General features: G+C 67.2%; 23 protein-coding genes. 10 read left to right on the forward strand and 13 right to left on the reverse strand.

The genetic code is table 11. The features are described 5' to 3' along the window. Window positions 1–6 precede the first annotated feature (6 nt). The 4 genes from CETAM_RS06925 to CETAM_RS06940 are packed head-to-tail and all read left to right on the forward strand — an operon-like array spanning window position 7 to window position 3,786. On the forward strand, window positions 7–978 hold the full coding sequence (locus tag CETAM_RS06925) for an ABC transporter ATP-binding protein (protein ID WP_156228187.1): 972 nt from the start codon (window positions 7–9) through the stop codon (window positions 976–978). A gap of 1 nt (window position 979) precedes the next feature. Next, on the forward strand, window positions 980–1,762 hold the full coding sequence (locus CETAM_RS06930) for an ABC transporter permease (RefSeq protein WP_156228188.1): 783 nt from the start codon (window positions 980–982) through the stop codon (window positions 1,760–1,762). A 60-nt stretch (window positions 1,763–1,822) separates the two neighbouring features. Then, on the forward strand, window positions 1,823–2,806 hold the full coding sequence (locus CETAM_RS06935) for a COX15/CtaA family protein (protein ID WP_156228189.1): 984 nt from the start codon (window positions 1,823–1,825) through the stop codon (window positions 2,804–2,806). A gap of 14 nt (window positions 2,807–2,820) precedes the next feature. Then, window positions 2,821–3,786: a quinone oxidoreductase family protein gene (locus CETAM_RS06940; RefSeq protein ID WP_156228190.1), complete on the forward strand. Its 966-nt coding sequence runs from the start codon at window positions 2,821–2,823 to the stop codon at window positions 3,784–3,786. 88 nt (window positions 3,787–3,874) lie between these two features. Here the strand turns inward: CETAM_RS06940 and CETAM_RS06945 are convergent, their stop codons facing one another. Next, entirely contained in the window at window positions 3,875–4,807 is a 933-nt protein-coding gene (locus CETAM_RS06945) for a heme o synthase (protein ID WP_197085680.1), read from the reverse strand. A gap of 308 nt (window positions 4,808–5,115) precedes the next feature. On the opposite strand from CETAM_RS06945, the gene tkt reads away from it, so the two are divergent. From tkt to CETAM_RS06975, 6 genes are all read left to right on the forward strand, one after another. Beyond that, complete coding sequence (gene tkt, locus CETAM_RS06950; RefSeq protein ID WP_197085681.1) at window positions 5,116–7,215, forward strand: transketolase; 2,100 nt, start codon at window positions 5,116–5,118, stop codon at window positions 7,213–7,215. A gap of 33 nt (window positions 7,216–7,248) precedes the next feature. Beyond that, on the forward strand, window positions 7,249–8,328 hold the full coding sequence (gene tal, locus CETAM_RS06955) for a transaldolase (RefSeq protein WP_156228192.1): 1,080 nt from the start codon (window positions 7,249–7,251) through the stop codon (window positions 8,326–8,328). 37 nt (window positions 8,329–8,365) lie between these two features. Next, window positions 8,366–9,910, forward strand: coding sequence for a glucose-6-phosphate dehydrogenase (zwf, locus tag CETAM_RS06960; RefSeq protein WP_156228193.1), 1,545 nt, complete (start codon window positions 8,366–8,368; stop codon window positions 9,908–9,910). 20 nt (window positions 9,911–9,930) lie between these two features. After that, window positions 9,931–10,857 carry a glucose-6-phosphate dehydrogenase assembly protein OpcA gene (locus CETAM_RS06965; protein ID WP_156228194.1) on the forward strand — a complete coding sequence of 309 codons (927 nt, stop codon included), beginning with the start codon at window positions 9,931–9,933 and terminating at the stop codon, window positions 10,855–10,857. A 17-nt stretch (window positions 10,858–10,874) separates the two neighbouring features. Continuing rightward, window positions 10,875–11,609, forward strand: a complete 735-nt coding sequence (gene pgl / locus CETAM_RS06970; protein ID WP_156228195.1) for a 6-phosphogluconolactonase — start codon at window positions 10,875–10,877, stop codon at window positions 11,607–11,609. A gap of 160 nt (window positions 11,610–11,769) precedes the next feature. Further along, the gene (locus tag CETAM_RS06975; RefSeq protein ID WP_156228196.1) at window positions 11,770–11,925 is read left to right on the forward strand and encodes a hypothetical protein; all 156 of its coding nucleotides are present in this window, start codon (window positions 11,770–11,772) and stop codon (window positions 11,923–11,925) included. A 68-nt stretch (window positions 11,926–11,993) separates the two neighbouring features. On the opposite strand, the gene secG is transcribed toward CETAM_RS06975, so the two are convergent. The 12 genes from secG to CETAM_RS07035 all read right to left on the reverse strand — a co-directional run bounded on the left by secG (window position 11,994) and on the right by CETAM_RS07035 (window position 25,889). Further along, the gene (gene secG / locus CETAM_RS06980) at window positions 11,994–12,230 is read right to left on the reverse strand and encodes a preprotein translocase subunit SecG (RefSeq protein ID WP_156228197.1); all 237 of its coding nucleotides are present in this window, start codon (window positions 12,228–12,230) and stop codon (window positions 11,994–11,996) included. 60 nt (window positions 12,231–12,290) lie between these two features. Next, window positions 12,291–15,062 (reverse strand): phosphoenolpyruvate carboxylase, encoded by a 2,772-nt coding sequence (gene ppc / locus CETAM_RS06985; protein WP_156228198.1) that lies wholly within the window; start codon window positions 15,060–15,062, stop codon window positions 12,291–12,293. Window positions 15,063–15,095: 33 nt separating this feature from the next. After that, window positions 15,096–15,878 carry a triose-phosphate isomerase gene (tpiA, locus tag CETAM_RS06990; RefSeq protein WP_156228199.1) on the reverse strand — a complete coding sequence of 261 codons (783 nt, stop codon included), beginning with the start codon at window positions 15,876–15,878 and terminating at the stop codon, window positions 15,096–15,098. A gap of 33 nt (window positions 15,879–15,911) precedes the next feature. After that, on the reverse strand, window positions 15,912–17,129 hold the full coding sequence (pgk, locus tag CETAM_RS06995) for a phosphoglycerate kinase (RefSeq protein WP_156228200.1): 1,218 nt from the start codon (window positions 17,127–17,129) through the stop codon (window positions 15,912–15,914). A gap of 161 nt (window positions 17,130–17,290) precedes the next feature. Then, window positions 17,291–18,295, reverse strand: coding sequence for a type I glyceraldehyde-3-phosphate dehydrogenase (gene gap / locus CETAM_RS07000; protein ID WP_156228201.1), 1,005 nt, complete (start codon window positions 18,293–18,295; stop codon window positions 17,291–17,293). Between the two features lie 308 nt (window positions 18,296–18,603). Then, window positions 18,604–19,581, reverse strand: a complete 978-nt coding sequence (gene whiA / locus CETAM_RS07005) for a DNA-binding protein WhiA (RefSeq protein ID WP_407923970.1) — start codon at window positions 19,579–19,581, stop codon at window positions 18,604–18,606. A gap of 49 nt (window positions 19,582–19,630) precedes the next feature. Then, on the reverse strand, window positions 19,631–20,602 hold the full coding sequence (locus CETAM_RS07010) for a gluconeogenesis factor YvcK family protein (protein ID WP_330221211.1): 972 nt from the start codon (window positions 20,600–20,602) through the stop codon (window positions 19,631–19,633). 23 nt (window positions 20,603–20,625) lie between these two features. Next, window positions 20,626–21,519 carry an RNase adapter RapZ gene (rapZ, locus tag CETAM_RS07015; protein WP_156228203.1) on the reverse strand — a complete coding sequence of 298 codons (894 nt, stop codon included), beginning with the start codon at window positions 21,517–21,519 and terminating at the stop codon, window positions 20,626–20,628. Continuing rightward, the gene (gene uvrC, locus CETAM_RS07020; RefSeq protein ID WP_156228204.1) at window positions 21,516–23,549 is read right to left on the reverse strand and encodes an excinuclease ABC subunit UvrC; all 2,034 of its coding nucleotides are present in this window, start codon (window positions 23,547–23,549) and stop codon (window positions 21,516–21,518) included. The genes rapZ and uvrC overlap by 4 nt, the downstream gene beginning before the upstream one ends. 39 nt (window positions 23,550–23,588) lie before the next feature. After that, window positions 23,589–24,146 carry a PH domain-containing protein gene (locus tag CETAM_RS07025; RefSeq protein WP_407923971.1) on the reverse strand — a complete coding sequence of 186 codons (558 nt, stop codon included), beginning with the start codon at window positions 24,144–24,146 and terminating at the stop codon, window positions 23,589–23,591. Window position 24,147: 1 nt separating this feature from the next. Then, a complete protein-coding gene (gene ribH, locus CETAM_RS07030) occupies window positions 24,148–24,630 on the reverse strand; it encodes a 6,7-dimethyl-8-ribityllumazine synthase (RefSeq protein ID WP_156228205.1) in 483 nt (160 codons plus the stop codon). Continuing rightward, window positions 24,627–25,889, reverse strand: a complete 1,263-nt coding sequence (locus CETAM_RS07035; protein ID WP_407923972.1) for a bifunctional 3,4-dihydroxy-2-butanone-4-phosphate synthase/GTP cyclohydrolase II — start codon at window positions 25,887–25,889, stop codon at window positions 24,627–24,629. The genes ribH and CETAM_RS07035 overlap by 4 nt, the downstream gene beginning before the upstream one ends. Window positions 25,890–25,898 lie beyond the last annotated feature (9 nt).

The raw sequence follows: 25,898 nt of genomic DNA on the forward strand, positions 1-25,898 counted from the left end.
TTAACCGTGTCTGCAACTTTCGATGGAGCGCCCGGCCGGGAGGTCGGACCGGCTCTGAAACTTGAGTCAGTGGTCAAGACCTTCGGTGCCACGACCGCCGTCAACGGGCTCTCGTTGACCGCACGGCGAGGGGAGGTGTTCGCTCTGCTCGGCCCGAACGGTGCAGGTAAGACCACCACCATCGAAATGTGCGAGGGTTTCCTCCGCCCCACCTCCGGGGAGATCCGGGTCCTGGGTCTCGACCCGGTCACCCGACCGGATGAGGTCCGGCGCCGCATCGGCATCATGCTGCAGGGCGGCGGCTCCTACTCCGGAATCCGCGTCGCCGAGATGCTCCGCCTCGCGGCCGCCTACAACGACAACCCCCACGATCCCGAGTGGCTCATCGACGTCCTCGGCCTCGACGGGGTCCGCAACACCACCTGGCGCCGGCTGTCCGGAGGGCAACAGCAGCGGCTCTCGCTCGCACTGGCCATCATCGGCCGCCCCGAGCTCATATTCCTGGACGAGCCGACCGCGGGCCTGGACGCCCAGTCCCGTCTCGCGGTGTGGGAGCTCATCGACGCCCTGCGCACCGACGGAGTCACCGTCATCCTCACCACCCATCTCATGGACGAGGCGGAGGCGCTGGCAGACCACATCGTCATCATGGACAAGGGCTCGGTCGTGGCTCAGGGCACCCCGGCAGAACTCACCGCCACCGGCGAGACCACCGCCCGGGTGACCTTCGAGACCGACAGTCCCCTCGACCTCGAGCTGGCCGGAAGCCGCCTGACCGACCTGTGCCCCGATGCCCCGGGCATTGAGGCGATCCGCCCCCTCCACTACTGCATCCCCACCCCCGCCACCCCGGTGCTCGTCGCCGCGCTCGCCGGTGCCGCGGCCGACCAGGACGTCCTCGTCCGTCGCCTCGACGTCGACCACCGCAACCTGGAAGAGGTCTTCCTGGACATCACCGGACGGAGCCTGAGGAGCTGACATGAACGACACCGTCACCACCACCCGTTTCACCCCCGGCACCTTCACCCCTGCCCCGAAGCGCGCATCGACCCTACGCATGGTCGCCGCCCAGGGCCGGATGGAGACGGTCCTGTTCCTCCGCCACGGCGAACAGCAGCTGCTCAGCGTGATCATCCCGCTGGCGATGCTCCTGATCACCGCCCGGCTGCCGCTGCTCGGCGAGGACACCACCATCCAGGAGACCCTCCCCATGGTCCTGGCGATCGCGACCACCAGTTCCGGTTTCACGGGTCAGGCCATCGCCCTGGCCTTCGACCGGAGGTACGGGGCACTCAAGCGTACCGGCGCCTCCGGAGTCCCCGCCTCCACGATCATCTCGGGCAAGGTCATCGCCGTCGCCGTCATGGCCGGCCTGCAGACGCTCCTCCTGGGCGTGTCCGCGCTCCTGCTCGGCTGGCGGGCGGAGCCCCTCGGCGTGCTCTTGGGCGTGGTGGTGCTCTTCGTCGGCGTCGCCGCCTTCACCGCGCTCGGTCTTCTCATGGGTGGCACGCTGAGTTCCGAGCTGGTGCTCGCCCTGGCCAACCTGATCTGGGTTGTTCTCGTGGGAGTCCTCGGCTGGGTGCTCTGGTCGCAGGGGCTGGGCGCCGCCGGCTGGTACACCGCGATCCCCTCGGTGGCGCTGGCCTCGGGTCTCACGCTCGCCTTCGACGGCGCCGTCCCCTGGCTGGAGGGCCTCGTGCTGCTCGCCTGGGCGACCGTCGCGTCGGCTGCGGCGGTCCGATGGTTCCGCTTCGAGGCGTAGACATTCCCCACACACCCGACACACCGGAATTCTCCGGACCTGCCGGAACACACAGATAGGATGGGCGCCGTGACTGACATCGTGACCGCCACTGACAACCAACGGACCTCCCGCGGACCTTCCCTGAAGGTCCAGCGCATCCTGGCCTTCATCCTGTTACTCGCACAAGGTGGCATCACCGTCACCGGTTCCATCGTGCGGGTGACCGGCTCCGGTCTGGGCTGCGACTCCTGGCCGAACTGCCACGAGGGCTCCCTGGTACCCGTCGCGGGTGCGGCCCCCGCGATCCACCAGGCCATCGAATTCGGCAACCGCCTGCTCACCTTCGTGCTCGCCGCGATCGCCATCGCGGTCTTCGTCGCGGTGCTGCGGGCGGGCCGTCGCCGGGAGATCATCGTCTACTCGGTGATCTCCGGCCTGGGAATCATCCTGCAGGCCGTCATCGGTGGCGTCTCCGTGCTCCTGAACCTCCAGTGGTGGGCGGTCGCCGTGCACTTCCTGCCGTCGATGGTCCTCGTCTGGATCGCAGCTCTGCTGTACATGCGCCTGGCCGAACCGGACGGGGGCCAGCCGGTGCGCATGTTCCCGCAGTCCATCCGCACGCTGTCGCTCATCGGTGCCGTCGCGCTCTCGCTGGTGCTCATCACCGGCACCATGGTGACGGGTGCCGGCGTCCACTCCGGTGACGCAGGCGTGGGCATGGACGGCCGCCTCGACGTGGACATCAGGCTCATGGCCTACGTCCATGCCGCGATGATGTACATCTACCTCGCCACGACCCTGCTGCTGACCTGGCTGCTGCGCCGCCGCAAGGCCCCCAGGGCCGCGCTGCAGACCGCTTATGTGCTGGTCGCGATGATCCTCGTCCAGTGGGCGATCGGCCTGATCCAGTTCTACCTGGGCATCCCGCGCTGGACCATCCCGGTCCACATCGCCATGTCCTCGGTCGTGGTCGCCTTCTCCGCGTTCCTCTACGCACACGGTCTGCGCCGGGTGGACTCCCGGCCGTCGTCCTCAAAGAGTGACGCGAACGCAGTGCGGTAGCTAGCCTGGATGCCATGAAGGCAATCCAGATCACCGAAACCGGAGGACCTGAGGTCCTCGTCCTGCGCGACATCGAGGCGCCGGTCCCGGACGACGACGAAGTGCTTGTCGACGTCCTCGTGGCCGGCGTCAATTTCATCGACACCTACTACCGCGAGGGCGTCTACCACGCCCCCCTCCCCTTCGTACCGGGCCTGGAGGGTACGGGCCGGGTGGCACACGACCCGCGGGGTGAGATCGCCGCGGGCACCGTCGTCGCCTGGAGCGACGCCTTCGGCTCCTACGCCGAGCAGGTCTGTGTCCCCCGCGATCGGCTGGTCGCCGTCCCGGAGGGCGTCGCACCGGAGGTCGCGGCCTCCATGCTGCTGCAGGGCATCACCGCCCACTACCTCACCAACGGGGTGTACGACCTCAAGGAGGGTGACTCCTGCCTCATCACCGCCGGTGCAGGCGGCGTCGGGCTGCTGGTCACCCAGATGGCCGCGGCGAAGGGCGCACGGGTGTTCTCCGTGGTCTCCTCCGACGAGAAGGCGGAGCTGGCCAGGGAGGCCGGCGCCACCGAGGTCTTCCGCTACTCCGACAACCTCGCCGAGGTCGTGCGCCGCCGCAACGGCGGGGTGGGCGTGGACGTGGTCTACGACGGCGTCGGCAGGGACACCTTCCACGAGTCCCTCGAGGCCGTCCGCCCCCGAGGCACAGTGGCACTGTTCGGTGCCGCCTCCGGCCCCGTGGAGCCCTTCGACCCGCAGCTGCTGAACACGCACGGCTCCATCTTCCTCACCCGTCCCTCCATCGGTGCATGGACCTCCGGCGAGGGCGAGTTCCGCATGCGGGCGCAGGCGGTGACGCAGGCGGTCGTCGACGGCACCCTCCGGTTCCGGATCTCCGGGTCCTATGACCTTTCCGACGCCGCCCAGGCTCACCGTGACCTCCAGGCACGCAGAACCACCGGCTCGATCGTCCTCCACGTGCAGGACTGACCCGGGAGGACGCGGGATACAGGCGGGAAACAGAATCAACCCCACCGGCGAGGACGCCGGTGGGGTTGATTCTGTGTGGAGCAGAGGACTAGAAGAACGTGGTGGTCCAGCCCAGCATGGAGCCGATGGTCTCCCAACCGAGGACGGCGTCCACCGACAGGGCGACGAACACCAGCGCCAGGTAGTTGTTCGAGAGGATGAACAACTTCAGCGGCTTGACCTGATGGCCCTTCTTGACGTCACTGTGCAGCTTGATCGCCATGATGAGGAAGTAGACGCCACCCAGCAGTGCGCCCGCCAGGTAGATCCACGAGGCGGCCGGGACGAGGAACAGGGTGGTGATGACGGTGGCCCACGTGTACCAGACGATCTGCCTGGTGACATGGACGGGCTCGCGCACGACCGGGAGCATCGGCACGCCGGCCTTCTCGTAGTCGTCGCGGTACTTCATGGCCAGGGCCCAGGTGTGCGGCGGGGTCCAGAAGAAGATGATCATGAACAGGACGATCGCCTGCCACCACTGGGCCGGCACGCCCTCCGGCAGGTTGTCGGTGATCACGGCCCAGCCGACCATCACCGGCATACAGCCTGCGGCACCGCCCCAGATCACGTTCTGCCAGGTCCGACGCTTCAACCACTTGGTGTAGACGTAGACGTAGAACCAGTTCGTCAACACGATGAAGAACGCGGCGAGCCAGGAGTCGGCCAGCAGACCCAGCCACAGCACCGAGAAGAGGAGCAGCGCCCACGCGAAGATGCTGGCGTTGCGGTTGGACACGGTGTGACGGACCAGCGGCCTGGCACGGGTGCGGCCCATCTTCTGGTCGATGTCCGAGTCGGCGACCATGTTGAAGGTGTTCGCGGCGGCCGCCCCCATCCAGCCGCCCACCAGGGTGAGCAGGATCAGGACGATGTTGTTCTCGCCGCGATCGGCCTGCAGCATCGCAGGAATCGTTGCTACGAGGAGCAGCTCAATGACCCTCGGCTTCGTCAGCGCAATATAGGCCTTGATTGTCTCCAAGGGAAAGTTCCTCCAACGGCAGGTGTGTGAAAAGACATGTGGCGCGCGATTGTTGTCGCGTCTACCAGGACTGGTCGGATTCGGTGACGGGAAAGTTCCCTGCCCCGAAAAATCCAGCCCTCCCATCCTACCGTCCGCCCGTGCCCGCCCGACAATCCACCACCCGGTGGCTGCAACTTCCTGGGCCGGGACCCAAGGAGTTCAAAGAAGTCACTAAGGTGGAGAGGGATCTGGTCCCCGGTGCGCGTGCACCGGGTCCTACGCCACCAGAACTCCTTGACGATCAACTTGAAGTGAGGATCCCCATCGTGACCCTGTCGCCCGACCTGCAGGCCCTGACGGAACGCCGCTACCCCTCCGACTGGACGGACACCGACACCCGTGCCGTAGACACCGTCCGTGTCCTGGCCGCTGATGCTGTCCAGAACGTCGGCTCGGGCCACCCGGGTACCGCGATGTCCCTGGCTCCCCTGGCCTACACCCTGTATCAGCGTGTCCTGGACCATGATCCCAACGACACCGGCTGGGTCGGCCGCGACCGCTTCATCCTGTCGTGCGGCCACACGTCACTCACCCAGTACATCCAGCTCTACCTCGGTGGCTTCGGCCTCGAGATGGATGATCTCAAGGCGCTGCGCTCCTGGGACTCCCTGACCCCGGGTCACCCGGAGGTCCACCACACCCGTGGCGTCGAGATGACCACCGGTCCGCTGGGCCAGGGTCTGGCCTCCGCAGTGGGCATGGCCATGGCGGCACGCCGCGAGCGCGGTCTCTTCGACCCGGAGACTCCCGCCGGCGAGTCCCCCTTCGACCACTTCATCTACGTGATCGCCTCCGACGGTGACCTGCAGGAGGGCGTGACCTCCGAGGCGTCGTCGCTGGCAGGGACCCAGCAGCTGGGCAACCTCATCGTCTTCTGGGATGACAACCGCATCTCCATCGAGGACGACACCCAGATCGCCTTCACCGAGGACGTCGTCGCCCGCTACGCCGCCTACGGCTGGCAGACCATCGAGGTCGAGGGCGGCGAGGACGTCGCGGCCATCGAAGCCGCCGTCGTCGCAGCCAAGGCCGAGACCGGGCGTCCGACCTTCATCCGCGTGCGTACCGTCATCGCCCACCCGGCGCCCAACGCCCAGAACACCGGCGCCTCCCACGGCGCCGCCCTGGGTGCCGAGGAGGTCGCCGCAACCAAGGAGATCCTCGGCTTCGACCCGGCCGTCAACTTCCACATCGACGACGAGGTGCTCGCCCACACCCGCAAACTGGGGGAACGTGGCGCTGAGAAGCACGCGGAGTGGCAGAAGAAGTTCGACGCCTGGGCCGCCGCGAACCCGGAGGCGAAGCAGCTCTTCGACCGCGCCACCGCCCGCGAGCTGCCGGAGGGTCTGGCCGCGGCCATGCCGACCTGGGACGCCGATGAGAAGGGCGTCGCCACGCGAAAGGCCTCGGAGGCTGCCCTGCAGGCTCTCGGCGGGCTCATGCCCGAGTTGTGGGGCGGCTCCGCCGACCTCGCCGGCTCCAACAACACCGTGATCAAGGGCTCCCCGTCCTTCGGTCCGAAGCAGATCTCCACCGACACCTGGTCCGCTGAGCCCCACGGCCGCAACCTGCACTTCGGTATCCGCGAGCACGCCATGGGATCCATCCTCAACGGCATGGCCCTGCACGGCCCCACCCGTCCCTACGGCGGCACCTTCCTCATCTTCTCCGACTACATGCGCCCGGCGGTCCGCCTCGGTGCGTTGATGAAGTCCGACGTCTACTACGTGTGGACCCACGACTCCATCGGCCTCGGCGAGGACGGTCCGACCCACCAGCCGGTGGAGACCCTCGCGGCTCTGCGCGCCATCCCGGGTCTGTCAATCATCCGCCCGGCCGACGCCAACGAGACCGCCCAGGCATGGGCCGCGGCGCTCGAGTACAAGGAGTCCCCGAAGGGCCTGGCCCTGACCCGCCAGAACGTGCCTGTTCTCGAGGGAACCAAGGAGAAGGCCGCCGAGGGCGTCCGCCGCGGTGGCTACGTCCTGGTCGAGGGCTCCAAGCAGACCCCGGACGTCATCCTCATGGGCACCGGTTCCGAGGTCCAGCTGGCCGTCGAGGCAGCGAAGACCCTCGAGGCCGAGGGCGTGGCCTCCCGCGTCGTCTCCATGCCGTGCGTGGAGTGGTTCCTGGAGCAGGACTCCGACTACCGCGAGTCCGTGCTGCCGTCCGCCGTCCAGGCCCGCGTCTCCGTCGAGGCCGGCATCGCCATGTCGTGGCACCAGTTCACCGGCACCGCCGGCCGCAACGTGTCCCTGGAGCACTTCGGCGCCTCCGCCGACTACCAGAAGCTCTTCGAGGAGTTCGGCATCACCGCCGCCGCAGTGGTCGAGGCCGCCCGCGACTCCATCAACGCCGCACAGTAATCGCACACCCATCCACAAGTAAAGGACACAAGCATGACCCACATTGACGAGCTCGCCTCGCTGGGCACCTCCACCTGGCTGGATGACCTCTCCCGCGAACGCATCACCTCCGGCAACCTCCAGCAGATCATCGACTCGAAGTCCGTCGTCGGCGTCACCACCAACCCCTCGATCTTCGCCGCCGCGATGTCCTCCGGCGACGCCTACGACGAGCAGATCGCCGCCCTCAAGGAGGCCGGTGCAGCCGTCGACGAGGCCGTCTACGCCATGACCATCGACGACGTCCGTGACGCCTGCGACATTCTCATGCCGATCTACGAGGCCACCGGTGGCCGGGACGGCCGCGTCTCCATCGAGGTTGACCCGCGGATCTCCGCCGACCACGACGCCACCATCTCCCAGGCACGCCAGCTGTGGAGCCGCGTCGACCGCCCCAACGTCATGATCAAGATCCCGGCCACCGCCGATTCCATCCCGGCGATCACCGACGCCCTGGCAGAGGGCATCTCCGTCAACGTCACACTGATCTTCTCGGTCGCCCGCTACCGCGAGGTCATCGCCGCGTACCGCACGGGCGTGCAGAAGGCCGCAGAGGCCGGCGTGGACGTCTCGAAGATCCGCTCCGTCGCCTCCTTCTTCGTCTCGCGTCTCGACGTCGAGGTGGATCGCCGCCTCGAGGAGATCGGCACCGAGGAGGCCCTCGCACTGCGCGGCAAGGCGGGCGTGGCCAACGCCCGACGTGCCTACGCCGTCTTCCAGGAGATCGGTGGCAGGGACCTGCCGGAGGGCAGCAACCTGCAGCGTCCCCTGTGGGCATCCACCGGCGTGAAGAACCCGAACTACCCGGCGACCCTCTACGTCACCGAGCTGGCGGGCCCGGACACAGTCAACACCATGCCCGAGCCGACCATCGACGCCGTCCTCGAACAGGGCGGCCTCCACGGCGACACCCTCACCGGCACCTCGGAAGAAGCCCAGAAGGTCTTCGAGCAGCTGGTCGCGGTGGGCATCGACATGGACGACGTGTTCGAGGTGCTGGAGCGGGAGGGCGTCGAGAAGTTCGTCGCCTCCTGGTCAGAGCTCCTGGACTCCATGGCCACCCAGCTGCAGTAACAACCGGTACTCCCCCCACCGAAAAGGACGAACGCGCATGCCCCTGCCCGTAACCGACACCGACGCCTGGGTCAATCCCCTCCGCGCCATCGAGGACAAACGGCTGCCCCGGATCGCCGGCCCCTCCGGCATGGTGATCTTCGGCGTCACCGGTGACCTGGCGCGCAAGAAGCTGCTGCCGGCCATCTACGATCTGGCCAACCGCGGTCTCCTGCCCGCCGGATTCACCCTCATCGGTTTCGGGCGGCGGGCCTGGCGCAAGTCCGAGTTCGAGGACTACGTGCGCCAGGCCGTCGAGGCCGGAGCCCGCACCAAGTTCCGCGAGCACGTGTGGGAGCGCCTCGCCGAGGGCATGCACTTCGTGGAGGGAAACTTCGACGACGACGGATTCGACCGGCTGGCGGAGATGCTCACGGAAATGGACGCCACCCGCGGCACAGCCGGCAACTGGGCGTTCTACCTGTCGGTCCCGCCGGACTACTTCACCGCCGTCTGCCACCAGCTCCAGCGTTCCGGACTCGCGGAGGCGGGCGAGAACTCATGGCGCAGGGTGATCATCGAAAAGCCCTTCGGCCACGACCAGGAGACCGCCCGCGAACTCAACCGCGTGGTCAACGCTGTTTTCCCCGAGGAGTCGGTGTTCCGCATCGACCACTACCTGGGCAAGGAGACGGTGCAGAACATCCTTGCCCTGCGCTTCGCCAACCAGCTGTTCGACCCCCTGTGGAACGCCCATTACGTCGACCACGTGCAGATCACCATGGCGGAGGACATCGGCCTGGGAGGACGAGCGGGCTACTACGACGGCATCGGCGCCGCCCGCGACGTCATGCAGAACCACCTCATCCAGCTCCTGGCCCTGGTGGCCATGGAGGAGCCGGTTGCCTTCGACCCGACCGAGCTGCAGGCGGAGAAGGTCAAGGTGCTGCGCGCCACCAACCCGGTGTACCCGCTGAACCGGACCACGGCCCGCGGTCAGTACGCCGCCGGCTGGCAGGGCTCCCACAAGGTCAGAAGCCTGCGGGAGGAGGAGGGTTTCGACCCCAACTCCACCACCGAGACCTACGCGGCGTGCACCCTGGAGATCAATTCCCGCCGCTGGGCAGGCGTGCCCTTCTACCTGCGCACCGGCAAACGCCTGGGTCGCCGGGTCACCGAGATCGCCCTGGTGTTCAAAGAAGCGCCGCACCAGCCCTTCCTCGCGGGGCAGACGTCCTCCCTGGGCAAGAACGCCATCGTCATCCGTGTGCAGCCGGACGAGGGCGTCCTCATGCGCTTCGGCTCCAAGGTGCCGGGATCCGCGATGGAGGTCCGTGACGTGAACATGGACTTCTCCTACTCGGAGGCCTTCACCGAGCAATCCCCCGAGGCTTATGAGCGCCTCATCCTTGATGCGCTCCTCGATGAATCCAGCCTCTTCCCCACCAACGAGGAAGTCGAGCTGTCCTGGGCCATCCTGGATCCGATCCTGGACTACTGGGCGGAGAACGGACAGCCCGAGGAGTACCCGGCAGGCACCTGGGGCCCCGCGAGTGCAGACAAGATGCTGGAACGCACCGGCCGTTCCTGGCGACGCCCCTAGACCAGCTCAGAAAGGCCCCCATGATCATCACCATGCCGGACACCGACACCCGCAGCATCGCCGCCAGCCTGCTCAAGGCCCGGGAGAGCAACTCCCAGACAACCGGGCGCGTACTCACCCTCATCGTCGTCGCAGCGCTGGACGACGACGTCGACCACATCATCTCCGTCACCCGTGACGCCTCACACGAACACCCCGCCCGTGTGCTGGTGCTGCTCACCGGCAGCGGGGACAGCGAACCGCATCTCGACGCAGAGGTGCGCGTCGGCGGGCACGCCGGCGCCTCGGAAATGGTCATCATGCGCATCACCGGCGAGATGGTCGATCACCTCGCCGCGCTGGTCACCCCGTTGTTGCTTCCCGACACCCCGGTCGTCGCCTGGTGGCCCACCACCGCACCGGAGAACCCCTCGGCCCACCCCCTCGGCAGGCTCGCCCAACGCCGCATCACCAACGCGGACCACTGCGCCACCGACGACATCCTGGCCCGTCTGCGCGACGCCTACGCCCCGGGCGACTCGGACATGGTGTGGTCGAAGATCACCGGCTGGCGCGGCATCGTCACCTCCTCGCTGGACAGGCATCCGCAGGAGCCGGTCGAGGCGGCCACCCTGACCGGTCCGGCGCATGAGCCTTCCATCGACATCGCGGCCGGCTGGTTGGCGGACCGCCTCGGGGTGCCCGTCACCCGGGTGGTGTGCGAGCCGGGCGACAATCCCCGCCTCTTCCCCATCCGCTCCCTGCGCTTCGACCGCGCCTCCGGCCCGCTCACCGTCGAGGTCATCGACCACCGCACCGTGCGCGTCGACCTGCCCGGCAGCCCAGACTCCCTCGTGGCGATGAACGCGCGTTCCGACGCCGACTGCATCGCCGAGGAGCTGCGTCACCTGGACCCCGATCTCGCCTACGCCAATGCACTGCGCGGCCTGACCCGCGTCCAGCGCTGACACCAGTGAAGGAACACATGGTCTCCATCCGTCGCCCTGACACCCTGTCCACCCTCGTCGAGCAGGCGGCGACCTCGCTCGTCGACGTCGTCTCCTCCCTCCAGACCACCGGCCTCGGCCGCCACCGTGACGGCGTGGCCCGGATCGTCCTGACCGGCGGGGGCGCAGGAATCGGCCTCCTCCAGCGGGTCCGTGAGCTGGAGGACGCAGATCCCCGCGTCGACTGGTCCCGCGTCCACGTCTTCTTCGGTGACGAACGTAACGTGCCCGTCACCCACGAGGACTCCAACGAGGGCCAGGCCCGCCGGGCGCTGCTCGACCATGTGGACATCCCCGAGGAGAACATTCACGGCTACGGCCTGGGCCAGGTGGCGATGTGGGAGGCCGCCGACTCCTACCAGGACACGATCAACCGGATCGCACCGGAGGGCTTCGACATCCATCTGCTGGGCATGGGCCATGAGGGCCACATCAACTCGCTCTTCCCCCACACCGATGCGGTTGCCGAGTCCGAGCGTCTGGTCATCGCCATCACCGACTCCCCCAAGCCGCCGGCCGAGCGCGTCACCCTGACGCTGCCGGCGGTGCACCGCGCAGAGCAGGTCTGGCTGCTGGTGTCCGGGGCGAACAAGGCGGAGGCCGCCGCCCATGTCGTGGCCGGTTCCAACCCTGCGGACTGGCCCGCCGCCGGCGCCAGGGGTATGGAGGAGACCGTCCTCTATCTCACCGACGACGCCGCAGGTCTCCTCTAGTTCGGCGCCCATCAAGACGGGAGATGTCCCGGACATGAGGACGACGCCGTCGCGGTGCCCCGGCCCCTCGCCTCCCTCCTCCGGGAGGACATCGCGGCCGTTTCGGCGGCCCCTGGGGCGGTGCGTCATGACGACCGGGTCTACCTCATCGCCGAGGAGCATGGGTGGGCTTCTGGCGGTGGAGGCTGCCGGGGTTCCCCTGGGTTTCCTCACGTCCCACAGGCGTTACCCGCACACCGTGCCTGAGCAGGTCACCACACCGCTGCTGCTGCCGGCGCATCCGGGAAAAGGACGCGTGGATGCCCGCGGAGATTAAGCCCCGGGTCCGGCCCCGGCCGAACCCGGTATCAGCGAATTCGTCGAGCGGGTCTACCTCGAACTCGGCTAGGCGCCGTAAGCCTGAATGAGGTTCAGCGCCACGATGCAGGTGATCCAGATGATCGCCATGAGGATGGTGTACCGGTCAAGGTTCTTCTCGACGATCGTGGAACCCGACAGGTTCGACTGCACGCCACCTCCGAAGAGGCTGGACAGTCCACCGCCCTTGCCCTTGTGCAGGAGCACGAACACCGTCATCAGGACGGAGGTGAGCACGAGGATGATCTGAAGAGCAAGGGTCATGGTGCCTGATGGTCCTTCGAATGGTCGGGTGCTGAAACTCCTGCATAGTCTACATCAGCCCTAACCGGAGTTCCGGAGGGCAGTGGCGAGTCCGTTCATGGTCAACTGGATGCCCCGGGAAACCACCTCGCGCTCGTCGCCGGCACGGTGACGACGCAGCATCTCGAGCTGGATGATATTCAGCGGGAGCAGGTACGGGAAGCGACGACGCACGGAGCGGGCCAGCGCCGGGTTGTCCGCAAGCAGGTCCTCGCTGCCGGTGACGCTCACGAACATCTCCCGGGTGAGCTGGAACTCGGAGGCGATGACGCCGTGGATGCGGTCGGCGATCTCGCGATCGTCGACAAGCCGGGCGTAGAGCTCGGCGAGGTCCATCCCAGCCTTGGACATGACCTGTGCCATGTTGGACATGATCGAGGTGAAGAACGGCCATGTCTCGTAGAGGGTGTGCAGCTCAGCGATACGTTCAGCCCGGTCGGGGCCCTGCCCGATCCACTCCTGGAGCGCGGTGCCCACGCCGAACCAGCCCGGCAACAGGACACGGGACTGGGACCAGGCGAGCACCCACGGAATGGCCCGCAGGTCCTCGACGGCGGTCGTCTGCTTGCGCGAGGTCGGGCGGGAACCGATGTTGAGGGAACCGATCTCATCAAGCGGGGTGGACTGCGTGTAGTACGGAATGAAACCAGGATCCTCATGCACCAGTTCGGAGTACTTCCGGCGACTGATCTCCGCGAGTTCGCTCATGATGCTGAGGGCCCGGTCCCGGTCGTCGAGTTCGTCGACGGGCAGGAGGCTGGCCTCCAGCGTCGCCGAGACGAGAGCCTCCAGGTTGCGTCGGGCGGTGCGCGGGGAACCGTACTTGGCGGAGATGATCTCCCCCTGCTCCGTGATACGCACCGATCCCTCGACCGCGCCCTGCGGCTGCGCCAGGATCGCCTCGTAGGAGGGCCCGCCGCCACGGCCGACGGTGCCGCCGCGGCCATGGAACAGCCGCAGCCGCACCCGGTGGTCCCGACCGGCCTGGACGATCTGGGTTTCGGCGTCGTAGAGCGCCCAGTTGGCGGCGAAGTAACCGCCGTCCTTGTTGGAGTCCGAGTAGCCGAGCATGACCTCCTGGATGTCTCCGCGCTGGGCGAGGTAGGAGCGGTAGAGCGGCAGGTCCCACAGTCGGCGCAGGATGCCGGCGCCGGCCTCCAGGTCATCGATGGTCTCGAAGAGCGGGATGATGTCGACGCTGCCGGTCGGGCCCTCGCCGTTGGCACGGATGAGTCCGACCTCCTTGAGCAGCACCATGGGCTCGAGGATGTCGCTGACGGATTGCGCCATGGAGATGATCTGGTGCGGGATCATCTGCTCCCCGAAATGGGCGACGCTGTCGGCGGCCTGGTTGATGAGGTCCAGTTCCCGCTGTGTCGGCTCGCTGAAACCACGGTAGCCACGGGGCACGAGCGGACGTGGGGTCTGCAGCTCCCGGGTGAGCAGCTCGATCTTCTCCTCCTCCCCCAGCGATCGGTAGTCGGGGTGGACGTGCGCGGTGGCGAAAACCTCGGTGAGGACGTTCTCGAAACTCTCCGAGTTCTGGCGCAGGTCAATCGAGTAGAGGTGGAAACCGAAGCTGGCGATCGCGGCCCGGATCGTGCTCAGGCAGTCGTCGGCGATGATGGCGTCATTGGAGGACCGCAGGGAGTCATCGATGATCCGGAGATCCGCGTCAAATTCCTCCGGCGAGGTGTAGGGCTCGTGCTCGCGGTGCCATATCCCTTCGACGGCGTCCTCACCGATCAGCGCTGCGGTGGTCGCGAGGATGCGGCCGTGGACGCCGTGTATGGCGCGTCGGTAGGGTTCATCGACCCGCGAGGGAACCTCGTTGTGGCCCTTGGCCGCCAACCCGATCAACTCGACGGTGACCGAGGTCATCCGGTCAGAGAGGCTGAGTTCGTGCTCGAGGGAGTGAAGCTCACCCGCGTAGTACTTGAGCACCGTCTGCGCGGCCCGCCGCGAGGCGTAGTCGAGGGTGTCCGCGTTGACGAAGGGGTTGCCGTCGTGATCACCGCCGATCCAGGATCCCGGGCGGACGATCGCCCGGCCCCCACTGCCCTCGAAGTGGGCGTTGAACCTGTTGCTGAGGGTGTCGTACACGTCGCGGTTGAGCGCGGGGATCTCCCTGAGCAGGGAGAGAAGGTAGTAACGCAGTCCGACCTCGATCTCGTCCTGGATGCGGGGACGTGCCAGGCGGATGAGCGCGGTCTGCCAGAGGATGGTCATGCGGCGACGGATGCTGCGTTCGATGTCGTTGAGGCGGATGTCGGTGCGTGCCGTCGTTTTCGCGTCCTGCAGCTGGTGCCGGGCGAGCATGAGTTCGGTGATCTTCTTCTGTGCGTCGAACACCGTGCGTCGGCGGGTCTCCGTGGGGTGTGCCGTGAGGACGGGCGCGACGAGCGCGTCCGACAGCACCTTCTCGATGTCCGCGGGGTTCACCCCCGCGGCCTCGAACTTCTCCCAGGTCGCCTCGAGGGTCGATTCGGGGATGCCGCCCTCGTCGAGAATGCGCTCCCGGTTGAAGTCGTCGTGGATGTCCTCCGCGAGGTTCGCCATCAGCGCGAAGTGGCTGAACGCCCGGATGACGGGTGTGGCCTGTGTGGGGTCGATGTTGCGGAACAACTCGACGAGCACCTCCAGGGAGGCGTTGCCCTTGGCCACCTCGAAGGCCTGTTGGCGGGCGTATTCAACGAGGTTGAACACATCCTCGCCCTCCTGCTCCGCGATCACGTTGCCCAGAATTCGGCCCAGGTAGCGGATGTCTTCCTGAAGATGATCGCGGTCGGTCATGAGGTGGTGTCCTTAATTCAGGAGGGTGGGTGTCTAGGCGACGGTGGAGGCGGCGTTGGCCGCCAGTTTCGCGAACTCCTCGCCGTCCAGCGAGGCACCGCCGACCAGTCCGCCGTCGACGTCGGGCTGGCCGACGATCTCGGCGATGGAGTCGACCTTGACGGAACCGCCGTAGAGGATACGGATGCCGTCAGCGACCGCGTCGCCCGCGAGATCACGGATGAGTCCGCGGATGGCGGCGCACACCTCCTGGGCGTCGGCCGCGGAAGCGACCTTGCCGGTGCCGATGGCCCAGACAGGCTCGTAGGCGATGACGGTCCTGGTCAGGTCATCGGCGGACAGGCCCGCCAGGGAGGCGCGGGTCTGGTTGACCACGTAGTCGACGTGGGTGCCGGCCTCGCGGATCTCCAGCGGCTCGCCGACGCACACGATCGGGCTCATGCCGTGCTTGAGCGCGGCGGCGGCCTTGGCTGCGACCAGTTCATCGGACTCGTTGTGGTACTCACGACGCTCGGAATGGCCGACAACGACCCAGGTGCAGCCGAGCTTGGCCAGCATCTGGGCGGAGACCTCGCCGGTGTAGGCGCCGGACTCGTGCGCGGAGACGTCCTGCGCACCGTAGGTGATCTGCAGACGGTCGCCGTCGACGAGGGTCTGCACCGAACGGATGTCGGTGAACGGGACGGTGACGGCGACGTCGACCTTCTCGTAGTAATCCTTCGGCAGGGCGAAGTCGAGCTTCTGGACGGTGCCGATGGCCTGGTGGTGGTCCAGGTTCATCTTCCAGTTACCGGCGATGAGTGGGGTGCGTGCCATGAGGGCACTCCTTTCAGGGGGGAAAACTGGTGTCTAGCGGTCGAGGACGGTGACGCCCGGCAGTTCCTTGCCTTCGAGGAACTCCAGGGAGGCGCCGCCACCGGTGGAAATGTGGGAGAAGCCGTCCTCATTCAGGCCGAGGACGCGGACGGAGGCAGCGGAGTCGCCGCCGCCGACGACGGAGAAGCAGCCGTTGTCGGCGGTCGCGTCGATGATGGCCTGCGCGACACCCTTGGTGCCCTGGGAGAAGGGGGCCATCTCGAACACGCCCATCGGGCCGTTCCAGAAGACGGTCCTGGAGGTGGCGAGCACCTCGGCGAACTTCTCCACGGATTCCGGGCCGATGTCCGGGGACAGCCAGCCCTCCGGGATTCCGTCGAGGGCGACGACCTTGTGCTCGGAGTCGGCGGAGAACTCTGCTGCGGCGACGAGGTCGACCGGCAGGACGATCTTGTCACCGAAGCGCTCGAGGAGGTCCTTGCAGGTGTCGATCATCTCCTCCTGCAACAGGGACTTCTGGGTGTTGTAGCCCTGGGCAGCGAGGAAGGTGTAGCACATGCCGCCACCGATGATGATCTTGTCGGCCTTGCCTGCCAGTGCCTCGATGACGCCCAGCTTGTCGGAGACCTTGGAGCCGCCGAGGATGACGATGTACGGGGACTCCGGGTTGGTGGCGGTCTTCTCCAGGACGGAGATCTCCTTCTCCACCAGCGTTCCGGCGTAGGCCGGAAGACGCTTCGCCACGTCGTACACGGAGGCCTGTGCGCGGTGGACGACACCGAAGCCGTCGGAGACGAAGGCGCCGTTGTCGGCGGCCAGCTCTGCGAGCTGGTCGGCGAACTCGCCGCGCTCGGCCTCGTCCTTGGAGGTTTCGCGGGCGTCGAAACGCACGTTCTCGAGGAGGAGGACGTCGCCCTCGGTGAGGCCGTTGGCACGCTCGTGTGCGTCCTCGCCGACGACGTCGCCTGCGAGTGCCACGTACTGGCCGAGGGCCTCGGACAGGGCCTCGGCGACCGGGGCGAGCGAGTACTTCGGGTTCACCTCGCCCTTCGGGCGGCCGAGGTGTGCCATGACGATGACCTTGGCGCCACCCTCGACGAGTGCCTGCAGCGTGGGCAGGGAGGCGGTGATGCGGCCCGGGTCGGTGATCTCGCCGGCGTCGTTGAGCGGGACGTTGAAGTCCGAGCGTACGAGGATGTGACGGCCTTCGACGCCCTCGTCGAGAAGGTCCTGCAGGGTCTTGACGGTCATGGCTGACTCCTTGACTTTCTGAGAATAATGGAAATGAGCGGCTGAATTCCGGTGCTCGGCTGGACAGCCGAACGACCCGACGTGTGCCGAGGCACACCCCGGGCCGCAGGGTTGCACTCACCCGGTCTCAACCGTGGGCCGGGAGGGTGCAGGGTGGGATCCTAGAGCTTGGCAGCGACGAGCTCGGTCAGGCGCAGCAGCTGGCAGGTGTAGCCCCACTCGTTGTCGTACCAGGAGACGACCTTGACCTGGTTGCCGATGACCTTGGTCAGGCCGGCGTCGAAGATGGAGCCGTGGGGATCGGTGATGATGTCGGTGGAGACGATCGGATCCTCGGTGTAGGCCAGGGTCTCGCCGAACTCGCCCTGTGCCGCCTCCTTGATGAAGGCGTTGACCTCCTCCACGGAGGTCTCGCGGGAAGCGGTGAAGGTGAGGTCGGTGGCGGAGCCGGTGATGACCGGGACGCGCAGGGCGTAACCGTCCAGCTTGCCCTTCAGCTGCGGGAGAACCAGGGAGACGGCCGCGGCGGCACCGGTGGAGGTGGGCACGATGTTGACGGCGGCGGCGCGTGCGCGGCGCAGATCCTTGTGCGGGGCGTCGTGCAGACGCTGGTCACCGGTGTAGGCGTGGATGGTGGTCATCAGACCACGCTCAATGCCGAGCTTCTCGTCCAGGACCTTGGCCATCGGGGCCAGGCAGTTGGTGGTGCAGGACGCGGCGGAGATGACGTTGTGGTTCTCCGGGTCGTACTCGTCGTGGTTGACGCCGTAGACGAAGGTGGCGTCCTCGTTCTTCGCCGGGGCGGAGATGATGACCTTCTTGGCGCCGGCCTCGATGTGGGCCTTGGCTGCCTCGGCGTCGGTGAAGAAGCCGGTGGACTCGATGACGATGTCCACGTTGTGGGCTGCCCAGTCGAGGTTCTTCGGGTCGCGCTCAGCGGAAACGGCGATGCGCTTACCGTCGTAGGTGATGGAGTCGTCGTCGAATTCGACCTTGCCCTGCAGCTTGCCCAGGATGGAGTCGTACTTCAGCAGAGTGGACAGGGTCTTGTTGTCCGTGAGGTCGTTGACGGCGACGATCTCGATGCTCTCGCTGCGCTCCAGAACGGCACGGTAGAAGTTACGGCCGATTCGGCCGAAGCCGTTGATGCCTACGCGGATGGTCACAATATTCTCCTCGGGTTGATGAAACGTCTCCGGATGTGACCGCGCTGTCCGTCGCGTTGACTGTGTGTCACGGCCCATCAGGTCACAGTTTAGCGTCAGATTGTCACGTGCGCAGGGCGCGAACAGGCATTTTCGGGCCGATGATCAGCTCCGTTGGCCGGGAAACCACACGGAACCGCCGAGGGCTTCCCGAAACTCGTTGTCAACGGGGGTCTTCCCCGCCCGTGCGACCCGCGAACACCACCCGGGGAAGAAAATAAATCCGCCCGAAATCACCGTTCCACCCCCGAATGGAACACCGGGAAATATCAGGCACCCTCGAGAAGATCGTCGGTGACGGCCTCATTGGTGTCGGCGATGCCCAGTTCCTCTGCCCGCTTGTCGGCCATGGACAGCAGTCGTCGGATGCGTCCGGCGACGGCGTCCTTGGTCATCTGCGGATCGGCGAGACGGCCGAGTTCCTCCAGCGACGCCTGCCGGTGGGCGACACGCAGCTGACCTGCCTCGGCGAGATGCTCGGGAACGTCGTCGCCGAGGATCTGCATGGCCCGTTCCACGCGTGCGGCCGCGGCGACGGCAGCCCGGGCGGAGCGCCGGAGGTTGGCGTCGTCGAAGTTGGCCAGCCGGTTGGCGGTGGAACGGCCCTCACGGCGCAGGCGCTTGTCCTCCCACTCCAGCCGGATCTGCTGGGCTCCCATCCGGGTGAGCAGGGCGCCGATGGCGTCCCCGTCGCGAATGACCACACGGTCGGTGCCGCGGGTCTCCTTCGTCTTGGCGGAGATGCCCAGCCGGCGGGCCGCCCCCACCAGCGCGAGCGCCGCCTCCTGGCAGGGACAGGCGACCTCGAGGGCGGAGGAACGCCCCGGCTCGGTCAGTGAACCCTGTGCCAGAAAGGCGCCACGCCAGGCGGCCTCGTTATCGGCGATGGTGCCGGCGATCACCTGCGGCGGCAGCCCGACGACCGGATGCCCGGACCGGGTCACCAGGCCCAGCCGGCGGGCGAGGTCCTGAGTTCCCTCCGTCACCCGGAGCAGGTGACGCGAGCTTTTCGACGCCCCGCCCGGGCTGATCGTGTGCTCGTGCACCTCCACCCCGTACATCTCGGAGAGGGCACCGGACAACCTGCGGGCGACGTCGGCGGAATCGAGCTCCGCCTCCAGCACAAGCCGCCCGGCGATGACCTGCAGCTGTCCGGAAAATCGGATCAGCGCCGCAGTCTCCGCCACCCGTGCGGACTGCCGGGCCACCATCACCCGTGCGAGTTCGTCCTTGACTCTTGCCGTCAACGCCACTGCTGTGACTGCCTTCCTTCAGGTGTCCTGGATCCGGACCAGTCTAGTCAGACGTCAACCCGGGCCGGGCGCTCCGGTACAGGGACATGAGCGCGGCGGACAGTTTGGAGGGGTCGTGTTTGTTCAGCCAGTGCCCGTTTCCGTCCTGCGTGCGCAGGTCCTCGAAGACGATGTCAGCGCCGAGCCCAGCGGCGGCGCGTTCCAGGTAGGAGCGCTCCGAAGAGGTCGGGATGGCGTCGGAGTCCACGAGGATGCGGTCGATGCGCAGGGACGGGGCATGCTGGCTCAGCATGTGGATGTGCCGCTCCGAGGAGAAACCCTGGGTCTCCCCTGGCTCGGCGGAGAGATTGAGCACCACGACCTTGAGCGCGTCGGTGTTGTTCAGGGCCTCGACGATGCCGGGGATCAGCAGGTGCGGGATGACGGAGGAGAACCAGGAACCCGGGCCGAGGGTCACCAGGTCGGCCGCGTTGATGGCGGAGACCGCGGAGCCGCAGGCCTCGGGGCGATCGGGTATGAGTCTCACCCGGCGGACGGTGCCCGGGGTCGTGGCGACGGCCACCTGTCCGCGGACGGAGCGGATGACCCGGGGGTCGTCGTCGAGCCCCGCGACCTCGGCCTCGATTTCGAGCGGCTGGTTGCACATGGGCACGACGCGCCCATGGGACCTGGTCAGTTCGGCGATCTTGTCCAGGGCCGCCTGTTCGTCGCCGAGGACGTCCGCCAGTCCGGCGATGAGGAGGTTTCCCACCGCATGGCCGGCGAGGGCACCGTTGCCGCCGAAGCGGTGCTGGAGGGTCTTCGCCCAGAGGCTGCCCTCCTCGTCATCGCTGGCCAGGGCCGCGAGCGCCATGCGGAGATCCCCGGGCGGGATGATGCCGAGTTCACGGCGCAGGCGGCCGGAGGAGCCTCCGTCATCGGCGACGGTGACCACTGCGGTGATCGATTCCGGAGCACTCAGCCGGGCGGCGACGAGCGTCTGATAGAGGCCGTGACCGCCTCCCATTGAGGTGATGTGCAAGAGTTCCTCCAGGGAAGTCAGTGACGATTGATGTCGCGGTGCATGACGTTGACGTCGATGTCACCTCGTTGCGCAAGACGACGGCCGAGTTCCTCGGACACGGCGACTGAGCGGTGGTGGCCGCCGGTGCAACCCACCGCGACGGTGATGAAGTTCTTGCCCTCATGGCGGTAACCACCGAGCATGGAGTCAAACATATCGACGAACTTGTCGAGGAAATCATTCGCCCCCTCCCTACTGAGCACATAGTCGCTCACCGGCTCATCCGTTCCCCGGAAACCACGCAGCTCCGGGATCCAGTAGGGGTTGGGCAGGAAGCGGACGTCGACCATGAGATCGGCGTCCTGGGGGGCGCCGTGCTTGAAGCCGAAGGACTCGAAGGTGACGTGCTGTCGGTTGTGCGCCATCGTGCCGAACGACGCCTCGATCGCCCGTCGCAGGTCGTGCACCGACAGGCTCGAGGTGTCGATGATGATGTCGGCGAGTTCCTTGATCCCGTTGGTGATCTCCCGCTCCCGTTCGAGGCCCAGCTGGAGGGTGTCATCGCCCTGCAGCGGGTGGGTGCGCCGCACGCTGTCGAAACGCCGGATGAGCACGTCATCGCGGGCATCCATGAACAGCACCGTGGGGCTGAGCCCCTTCCCGGCGAGATTCCGGAGCGTCGCGCGCAGATCCCCGCCGAACTGGCGGGTGCGCACGTCGAGGACGAAGGAGACCTTCTCCACGGGCGGTTCCTGCACGAGGCACAGCTCCAGGAAATCGACGATGAGCTGCGGCGGCAGGTTCTGGACCACGAAGAATCCCTTGTCCTCCAGCACCTTCGCCGCCGAGCTGAGTCCCCCGCCGGACATGCCGGTGATGAGCACGGGGGGCGTCGAGAAGCGGGACGGCACAACAGAGGTTGAGGTCATGTCGCCATACTATCGCGGGCCCCGGGATGGAGGTGATCGAACACCGCCGACGCCAGCCGGGGACCGAAACCCTTGACCTCGGTGATCTCGGACAGGCTCGCCTCCCGGAGCTTCTTCACCGATCCGAAATGCTTGACCAGCTCGGTCCGGCGGGTCGCGCCCAGTCCGGGAACGCCGTCCAGTTCGGACACCCGCATCCGCTTCGAGCGCTGCTGACGGTGGTAGGTGATGGCGAACCGGTGTGCCTCGTCACGGATCTGCTGCAGGAGGAACAGCCCCTGGGAGGCACGGGGCAGGATCACCGGATCAGACTCGCCGGGCACCCAGACCTCCTCGAGACGCTTGGCCAGACCGATGAGGGTGACGTCGACGATGCCGAGCTCGTCGAACACCTTCTGCGCCGCGTTGACCTGGGGCAGGCCACCGTCGACGATGAACAGGTTCGGCGGATAGGCGAAACGACGCTGGTCGGTGCTCATCTCCTCCACCTGCTCGTCCACGAAGGTCTGGGCCTCGGACTCCTCGTCCGGCACAGCGAGCTTGTCCCGGTGGTGGCGCAGGAAGCGACGGCGGGTCACCTCGGCGATGGAGGCCACGTCATCGGAGTGGCCACCGCCGGCGGCCTCCCTGATGCGGTAGCGGCGGTAGTCCGATTTACGGGGCAGCCCGTCCTCGAAGACCACCAGCGAGGCGACCACGTCCGTGCCCTGGATATGCGAGATGTCGGTGCACTCGATGCGCAACGGCGCCTCCTCCAGCCCCAGCGCCTCCTGGATGTCCTGCAGAGCCGCGGAACGCGCGGTGAGGTCGCCGACGCGTCTGATCTTGTGCTGGCGCAAAGATTCCTTCGCATTGCGTTCCACGGTCTCCATGAGCGCCCGCTTGTCGCCGCGCTGGGGCACACGAAGATCCACTGCGGCGCCCTTCAGCTCGGCGAGCAGTTCCGTGACCTCCTCCGCCTCCGCCGGCAGATGCTGGACGAGAATCTCCCGCGGCACCGTGGCCCCGGGTTTCAGGGGATTGTGCGAGAACTGATCGACGCCGCGCCGCTCCACCCGCTGCTTCTCGTCCTGCTCCTCCACGCGGGCCCGCTCCACCGCGTCGGAGTAGAACTGGATGAGGAAATTCTGGATGAGCACCTCGATCGGCTCCTCCGTGCGTTCGACGACCCAGCCCCGCTGACCACGGATACGCCCACCGCGGACGTGGAAGATCTGGACGGCCGCCTCCAGCTCGTCGGAGTCGACGGCGATGAAGTCGGCGTCGGTGCCGTCGCCGAGCACCACCGCCTGCTGCTCCATCACCTTGGTGATGGCCCCCAGGTCATCACGGAGCCGGGCCGCCCGCTCAAACTCGAGCTCCTCGGCGGCCTGCTCCATCTCCCGGGTCAGCTGACGCACCACCTGGTCGGTGTGGCCGGACATGAAGGCGACGAACCCGTCGACGATCTCCCGGTGCTCCTCCGGACTCACCCGGCCGACGCAGGGGGCGGCACACTTGTCGATGTACCCCAGCAGGCAGGGCCTGCCCAGGTTCTGGTGACGGTTGTAGACGCCCTTCGAGCATGTCCGCATCGGGAACACCCTGGTCAGCAGATCCAGGGTCTCGCGCACCGCCCACGCGTGGGAGTAGGGGCCGAAATAACGGACGCCGCGGCGGCGCGGGCCCCGGTAGAAGAACGCGCGCGGGATGGTCTCGCCGGTGGAGACCGCCAACAGCGGATAGGACTTGTCGTCGCGGTACTTGACGTTGAAGCGCGGATCATAACGCTTGATCCACGTGTACTCCAGCTGGAGGGCCTCGACCTCGCTGGCGACGACGGTCCATTCCACCGAGGCGGCGCTGAAGACCATCTGCCGCGTGCGCGGGTGGAGGGTGGACACGTCCTGGAAGTAGTTGGCCAGGCGCGCCCGGAGGCTGTTGGCCTTGCCCACGTAAATGACGCGGCGGTTCTCGTCCCGGAATCGGTAGACGCCCGGTTCAGCGGGAATGCTCCCCGGGGCCGGACGGTAGGTACTCGGATCAGCCATAGGACAATCCAGTGTAGCCGCCCCCTACCCGGGGCAGCGTCAGTCCTGCGGCATGTAGCGGCTCTCGAGTACACGGAACTCGGAGACGGCCTTGACCACGGCCGCGCCGTCGGAGGCCTGCATCGCCCACATCGGGACGTACTCGAACTCGGGGAGCTCCAGGCGGGCCATACGGGCGCCCTCCGGGAAGAAGAGCCCGTACACCACGGCCCAGGGGTAGAAACGGGTGCCGATGATGTTGCGGATCTCCACGCCGTCGGCGTTCGCCCGCACGCGCGGGCGGGTGAAGGCGAGGTAGCCGAGAATCGAGATGACCACGCCCACGAAGGGGAACGCCAGCTTGTCGATGAAGGTGACGGTGGCGCCGGTGAACTCCAGGTCCAGGAAATAGCCCATGAAGAAGTGCACCGCCATGACCACCACGACCACGATCCAGGCCAGTCGCTTCAGGGACGGGGACCGGACCTCGAGCTCCCAGGGCCTGACGGTCGTTCTCGCGTGCGGGTCCAGCGCGGCGTAGAGGGCGCGCTCCTCGTCTGTCAGCGGTCGGCGGCTGGTGTTCTCGGCTTCCACATTCTTCTCACTCACGTCAGTCAGTCTATCCCCGGAGTCCACGAAGTCGACTCAGGGTCAGCGCGGCGTCGAGGGCGGCAGCCATCGCCTCGCCCCCCTTGTCCTCGACCGAGTCGGGGAATCCGGCACGGTCGAGGGCCTGCTGCTGATCATTCGTGGTGAGCACGCCGTTGCCGATCGGGGTGGACTCGTCGAGGGCGATTCGGGTCAGCCCCTCGGTGACGGAGTCACAGACATAGTCGAAGTGGGGGGTCCCGCCCCGGATGACGCATCCCAGCGCCACCACGGCATCATGGGTCCGCGCGAGTTCCTGGACGACCACGGGAAGCTCGAGGGCGCCCATCACGTGTGCCTCGGTGAGCTTCTCGACGCCCGCCTCCCGCGCCGTCTCGACGGCACGTCGACGCATCTGTTCACAGATCTCGGTGTTCCAGCGGGCGGTGACGACCGCGACGCTCAGGCCCGCGGCGTCGATACGCCCGCCTGCGGGAAGTCCTTCTTTGCTCACTTGACCGTTCCTTCGTGCTCGGCTTCCCAACGTGCGACGGCAGGCAGGTCGTGGCCCATCCGGTCACGCTTGGTGCGCAGATAACGGATGTTGTCCTCGTTCGGCTCCACCGGGACGGAGGTGCGGCCGACGATCTCGACACCGTAGCCCTCCAACGCCGCGCACTTGGTGGGGTTGTTGGTCATCAGCGAGGCAGAGGGAACGCCCAGCTCCCGGAGGATCTGGCCGGCCGCCGAGTATTCGCGGGCGTCGGCGGGCAGGCCCTGCTCCAGGTTGGCGTCGACGGTGTCCAGGCCGAGGTCCTGCAGGCGGTAGGCCTCCAGCTTGGACATCAGGCCGATGCCGCGGCCCTCGTGGCCCCGCAGGTAGATGATGACTCCCCGGCCGGCCTCCTGCACCATGCGCATCGACTCGTGCAGCTGGGGGCCGCAGTCACAGCGTCGGGAGGCGAAGACGTCACCGGTCAGGCACTCGGAATGGACGCGGACCAGCACCGCCTCCTCGCCGGTGACGTCGCCTGCGACCAACGCGACGAACTCGGTGCCGTCGATCTGGTGGCGGTAACCGACCACACGGAACTCCCCGAATTCGGTCGGGAGGTTGGTCTCCACGAGACGCTCGACCTGGGTTTCGGTGCGACGGCGATGTTCGATGAGCTGCTCGATCGAGATGAGCGCGAGGTCGTGCTCGTCGGCGAAACGACGCAGCTCCGGGCCGCGTGCCATGTCCGTCGGGTCCTCCTCGGAGACGATCTCGCACAGCACGCCGGCGGGACGCAGACCGGCCAGCACGGCCAGGTCGATGGAGGCCTCGGTGTGGCCGTCCCGGGCGAGCACTCCACCCGCCACCGCGCGCAGCGGTACGACATGTCCCGGACGGGTGAGGTCCCGGCGGTTGGTGGTGGGGCTGGCCAGTCGCTGGATGGTTTCCGCGCGGGAGGCTGCGGAGATGCCCGTGCTGCCGGTCGCTGCGTCGACGGTGACGGTGTAGGCGGTGTGACGGGCGTCCTCGTTACGCGCCACCATGGGCGGCAGACCGAGGCGGTCGCAGTCCTCGTTGGTCAGCGCGGCGCAGATGTAGCCGGAGCTGTACCTGACCATGAAGGCCACCAGCTCCGGTGTCGCCAGCTCCGCCGCGAAGATGAGGTCACCTTCGTTCTCACGGTCCTCGTCGTCCACGACGACGACCGCCTTGCCCGCCGCGATGTCGGCGATGGCGCGTTCAACGGTGTCCAGGCGCAGGCGGCCGTTCAGGTCCACAGATTCGTC

It is taken from the genome of Corynebacterium comes (genome assembly GCF_009734405.1).
GTDB lineage: Bacteria > Actinomycetota > Actinomycetes > Mycobacteriales > Mycobacteriaceae > Corynebacterium > Corynebacterium comes.

Excerpts from the sequence above, each read along its gene's own strand:
- tpiA (WP_156228199.1), bottom strand. The coding sequence starts at position 15,878 with ATGGCACGCACCCCACTCATCGCCGGTAACTGGAAGATGAACCTGGAC.
- CETAM_RS06975 (WP_156228196.1), top strand. The coding sequence starts at position 11,770 with ATGGGTGGGCTTCTGGCGGTGGAGGCTGCCGGGGTTCCCCTGGGTTTC.
- CETAM_RS06930 (WP_156228188.1), top strand. The coding sequence starts at position 980 with ATGAACGACACCGTCACCACCACCCGTTTCACCCCCGGCACCTTCACC.
- pgk (WP_156228200.1), bottom strand. The coding sequence starts at position 17,129 with ATGACCGTCAAGACCCTGCAGGACCTTCTCGACGAGGGCGTCGAAGGC.
- ppc (WP_156228198.1), bottom strand. The coding sequence starts at position 15,062 with ATGACCGACCGCGATCATCTTCAGGAAGACATCCGCTACCTGGGCCGA.
- CETAM_RS06935 (WP_156228189.1), top strand. The coding sequence starts at position 1,823 with ATGGGCGCCGTGACTGACATCGTGACCGCCACTGACAACCAACGGACC.
- CETAM_RS06940 (WP_156228190.1), top strand. The coding sequence starts at position 2,821 with ATGAAGGCAATCCAGATCACCGAAACCGGAGGACCTGAGGTCCTCGTC.
- pgl (WP_156228195.1), top strand. The coding sequence starts at position 10,875 with ATGGTCTCCATCCGTCGCCCTGACACCCTGTCCACCCTCGTCGAGCAG.
- rapZ (WP_156228203.1), bottom strand. The coding sequence starts at position 21,519 with ATGACCTCAACCTCTGTTGTGCCGTCCCGCTTCTCGACGCCCCCCGTG.
- secG (WP_156228197.1), bottom strand. The coding sequence starts at position 12,230 with ATGACCCTTGCTCTTCAGATCATCCTCGTGCTCACCTCCGTCCTGATG.
- uvrC (WP_156228204.1), bottom strand. The coding sequence starts at position 23,549 with ATGGCTGATCCGAGTACCTACCGTCCGGCCCCGGGGAGCATTCCCGCT.
- zwf (WP_156228193.1), top strand. The coding sequence starts at position 8,366 with ATGCCCCTGCCCGTAACCGACACCGACGCCTGGGTCAATCCCCTCCGC.
- CETAM_RS06965 (WP_156228194.1), top strand. The coding sequence starts at position 9,931 with ATGATCATCACCATGCCGGACACCGACACCCGCAGCATCGCCGCCAGC.
- tal (WP_156228192.1), top strand. The coding sequence starts at position 7,249 with ATGACCCACATTGACGAGCTCGCCTCGCTGGGCACCTCCACCTGGCTG.